Here is a 4,492-nt window from a genome sequence, read left to right as displayed (position 1 = left end):
CAATGAAGTTTGTCGTCAAAGTATAATTGAACAAAAAAATAAACAAACCAAATTATTCCGAAAATCAGATTAAAATTCAGTTGTCGTTTTTTATATTGAATTTTCATTTCGCAAATGTTTTACAACGTTTAGTATATGAAAAGTAGGCGATTTCGAAGCACGAAACTTTCGGTTACGCACAACGTTTGATACGATCCAAAACCTTTAATTTTACTACTATTTCGCCTATTTTTTATATACATTGTTCTCTGCAGGTTTTATTCCTTCACGATGATTTCAATCGCTTTTTCAAGCAATTCGTCTTTTTTTTGTCTTATTCCTTCAATGGTTGGCTCAACCTCAATGTCGGGTACTATTCCTATTCTTTGAGTTTCATCTCCGTTTGGATAATTTACCCCAATTCCTGAAATCATTGTTCTTAATCCTCCGGGAAGCATTATTGCTGATACGTTTCCGTCTGCTCCTGCTGTTGTACTTCCAATAATTGTTGTATTATCTCCTGCTCTAAAAGCCATTGACGTATATTCTGCTTGACTTTGAGATAATTCATTGACTAATACAACTAATTTCCCCTTGTAAGTTTTGCCTTGACTCGGAATTTCTAAATTACTTGTAAATGTAAATTCGCCTGGGTTATCAACATTTCCGTTCGTAAATTTCACAAAAGGTGTGAAAGAAGAAACGAAATAAGAACCTAAACTAAAAGGAACAAAAGTTGACGGATAATTACGGATGTCAATGATGATTCCTTTAGTGTTTTTAAATTCATCTTTGATTTGTGCAATATCATCTTCTTTGATTGTCTGAAGTGTAACATAGCCTATGTTGTTATCCAACATTTTAAAGGATTTACCATCACTTTTTTTGTACCAACGATAAATGTCAAGGCTATCTTTTGGGTATAGCTTAAGATTCTTTGTTTGAGGTTTGGAATTACCCGAAACAATCTCAATTTCAATATTATTCGAGTTTGAGCGTAAAAGGTCTGCCGAAATATCTCGTAGTCTTGTTGGCTCATTAGAAGCTGGATAATATTTAGATTTTTCATTTACGATTTTGTCGATGGGGTTACCATTTATTTTGGTAATTACATCACCAATTTTTAATCCAACTTCGTTTTTTAATTCTTGATTATAATAATCTGTGACAACCAAATGATTTTCGATAAAACGAACGTGTATTGGTGGATAGTTTGAGCCTTTCCATTCATCAATTTTGTCCGCTCCACCCCAAAGATTTGCGTGAGTATCTTGTATATCTCCAATTATCTGAACTGTTGCCAATTCATATTCCAACTCATTTTTTGCATTTATGAATAGCGGAATATAATTTTTTAATTTTTTGTTCCAATCTTCATCCATTAAGTGTTTGTACGGAAAAAAGTAGTTTATCATATTCCAATACCGATAAAGTGATAGTAGTCTAAAGCCATCATCTGGGTAAGGCATATTTGAATATGGATTTTCATTCTTAAATTCGGGGTTGCCAACATTTGTAGTCATCCCGATATAATAGTGTTTACCTTGGGAACGGTTGTTGTAAACGTAAAGCAATTTGTTTTTCAAATCTGCACTTTGATTGTTAATCCATTCCATATCGGGTTTTAGAAAAGCATCTTCATCTGTCGGCTGACATTTTGTACATTCTTTTACTTGACCAAATGAGTCAATCCAATCAAGAAGAAGTTTATCTCTTTTGATAGTGTTTTCTGCCTTAACGTATTGTGGTAAGAACCTAAAAAGTTCATAGTCCCAATTGTAGTTTCCATTTGCAATTTCGGAATGATGATATTTGAGAAATCCCCAAACTCTACCTAATAATTCGAGGTTTTCTATATTATCGGTGGTTAAATTTGAAAACTCAATTAAAGACCCATTATCAAATTCCTTATCAAGCTGTGCTTTTGACAATTTTTTTTCGACTTCTTTCAGTGTTTGAACATTTTTACCGTCAATTGATAAAACAAAATCGTCAAACCAAGCTTCTCCTTTTCCCGAAAGTATTCCTGCAATGAAAATATTTTCTGCTTCTTCTGGATAATCAAGTGTTATAGTGTACTTCTGCCAATCTTTAGTTCCCGTTATATTTTGATTTTGCATATTGTCAAATGCCAAAGAAGTACCATTCCAGTCAACTCTTAACAACAAACCTGCAAATCCGTTTTCAACATCTTTGATTTTCATAAAACCCTCAAGTCTTATTTCTTTTCCTTCATAGTTTGCAGGGATTTTGTATGCAATACTTCCAAAAGAACTTCCTGTTTGGTCAGATGTGATTTTTCCTGATTTTGTTCCTGAATGAGCAACGGAATCTGTTGTTAATTCATAATTACCCCATTTAAACCATCCATCAGAAAGTGATGCACTCTCACTCTGTTTTTCAAAACCGAGATTATGTTTTTCAGGTTCTTGGGCTTGACAACTGATTGAAACAATTGTCAGTAATACTATTAGTGTTTTTTTCATCGATTCGTTTTTCAACTTGCAGAGAACGTGTTTGTATATGATTTCGTTGCGTGGTTTAAGCATCTAATTTAGCAAATAAAAACCGAATAGAAAATCCACGAGGATTTTCGTAAGTAGGCTAGAACTAGCAATAAATTATATACGTTGTTGGCATTTCGTTGTTTTTTTTCAAATTATTAATTCTTGTCTTTTTTTCTGTTTTCTCTAATTGTCAAGACCATTGATATTATAATTAATACACTAGATAAAGTTGTCAACCAAAATCCACGGTCAGATTCTTCAGAAAATATAAAATTCGCTATTATTAAAATTGCACTTACAATAATTAATATTAATGGTATGTTTTTTTTCATTAATTCAGTTTTTGTTTTTGAATGAGTTCGCCCACGGTTTATTCCGCAAACTTTTTCAGTTCCGATTGAGTGAGCAATTCCTCACTTGGCTAAATTCCGCTATTAATTCGGGTTTTGCTTTTTCAGTTCAGTTTCTGATTCCACAAACGAACTAAAAGTCAAACGTTCTGTTTTAAATCACTCTTTTTTATATTTCTTATGTTCAATATTTTTCTTTTCTAAAATTCCGTAAAATTTTCGTGGCGATATTTTCAGGTCTTTGGTTATTTCGCTCACTTTTTTCTTTCCTTTTTTATACAACTTTAAATTCTCGTTTACTTTTTTGTCAAAGTAGTGTTTTTCGAGTTTTGCAACAATTTGTAATTCAGTCAGTTTTGAGTCATTCGCATATTTTTCAATTTCCGATTTAATGTCTTTTAAATTACTCATAAGTTTCATTTTTAACGGTTCTGCTCAATGAATGCCAACGGTTTTGTATAAGATTAGTTGCGTGTTTTAAGCACTAAAGTTAGCAAATAAATCACAGATAGAAAGTCCGCGAGGACTTTCGTAAACAAGCTAGAAACTAGCAATTAATTTTATACGGTGTTGGCAAACGTTTTTTATTAATTCGGTAATGGTGCTGGAATTCCAAAACCAAGTTCTCCCAATATTACCCAACCTGGCAAAGTGAAAAATAAAAAAGCAAGAATCAAAAGACAGAGTATGGGAAAAAAAGCAGTTATAAAGTATTTAAAACCAAGTCTCTTTGAAAATCCGAAAATGGTTAGAAATAGAGATAATAATATTGTGCCAAATAAGAATATAATCATTGTATCTATATCCAAAACATAAAAAGCCAAAACCATACTAATCACAAATAGTATCGAATTACCTAATGGCGAAGAAATATTTGAAATACTTTTTAACATATTAAATGGACATATTTTTAATCAATTCCTAAATCGTTCGTTATTGAGTGTTCTAATTTTATTTCGCTAATTGGAATTCCAATATTTCTATTTATTATTCCAATTATAATTCGCTCAACTTCGTATTTGTTAGTGATTTTTTCAATATCAATGAGTTTTTCTTCATTCAATGCGATTGTCCAATCAATTAATTCACGTATTGTTCCGCTTGAAACAGGCGTTGTTCGTTTTATGGTTTTAATTCCAAAAATTTTGACGTGAGAGCCTAATTCTGGATTAAAATCAAGTGCTACTAATTCAGGCAATTCAAGTCCTATTTCTGTTTTCAATAAATGCCATTTTTCTTTCAATTCCGATTGAGAGAGCAATTCCGTTATTTTTGTTTCAGGTTTAATTTCTTTATCGGTCAATTTTAGATTCCGAAATGCTTTTCTGATTCTGTAAAACACGATTTGAGTCAAGCATTTTTCATTCGGATTGGTAATAATTTTGCTGTAAACAGAATCCACAAAATTTTGGACAGTATATATTTGTTCCGCTTCGGAATCCTCAATTCGTATTCCAAATTTGTCCTCAATTGACATCAATAATTCTACTGAATCTAATCCCATTTTCGGTTCGTTTTAAATGTTTGCCAACGGTCTCGGCTATGATTTCGTTGCGGAAAAATCCGCAGGATTCTTTCCGCCGTAGCCGAAAGATAGCAAAAAAGCGTTGAATTCCGATTAGGAATTCAACCGCAATGAATTATAGCCATTGTTGT

At 32.2% G+C, this 4,492-nt stretch carries 5 protein-coding genes; all 5 read right to left on the bottom strand.

All coding sequences use genetic code 11. The features are described from left to right. Positions 1-257: 257 nt before the first annotated feature. The 5 genes from ACFSQJ_RS14505 to ACFSQJ_RS14485 all read right to left on the bottom strand — a co-directional run bounded on the left by ACFSQJ_RS14505 (position 258) and on the right by ACFSQJ_RS14485 (position 4,340). A complete protein-coding gene (locus ACFSQJ_RS14505; RefSeq protein ID WP_099542993.1) occupies positions 258-2,465 on the bottom strand; it encodes a S41 family peptidase in 2,208 nt (735 codons plus the stop codon). Positions 2,466-2,641: 176 nt separating this feature from the next. Beyond that, positions 2,642-2,818 (bottom strand): hypothetical protein, encoded by a 177-nt coding sequence (locus tag ACFSQJ_RS14500; RefSeq protein WP_377767685.1) that lies wholly within the window; start codon positions 2,816-2,818, stop codon positions 2,642-2,644. Positions 2,819-2,995: 177 nt separating this feature from the next. After that, entirely contained in the window at positions 2,996-3,247 is a 252-nt protein-coding gene (locus ACFSQJ_RS14495; protein WP_377767684.1) for a hypothetical protein, read from the bottom strand. Positions 3,248-3,423: 176 nt separating this feature from the next. Next, positions 3,424-3,729 carry a hypothetical protein gene (locus ACFSQJ_RS14490; RefSeq protein ID WP_377767683.1) on the bottom strand — a complete coding sequence of 102 codons (306 nt, stop codon included), beginning with the start codon at positions 3,727-3,729 and terminating at the stop codon, positions 3,424-3,426. Between the two features lie 17 nt (positions 3,730-3,746). Beyond that, a complete protein-coding gene (locus ACFSQJ_RS14485; protein WP_377767682.1) occupies positions 3,747-4,340 on the bottom strand; it encodes a phosphopantetheine-binding protein in 594 nt (197 codons plus the stop codon). Positions 4,341-4,492 lie beyond the last annotated feature (152 nt).

The organism is Croceitalea marina, from assembly GCF_042684265.1.
GTDB lineage: Bacteria > Bacteroidota > Bacteroidia > Flavobacteriales > Flavobacteriaceae > Croceitalea > Croceitalea marina.
Note: the sequence above shows the minus strand (reverse complement) of the source record. Positions and strands in the feature narration are given on the sequence as shown.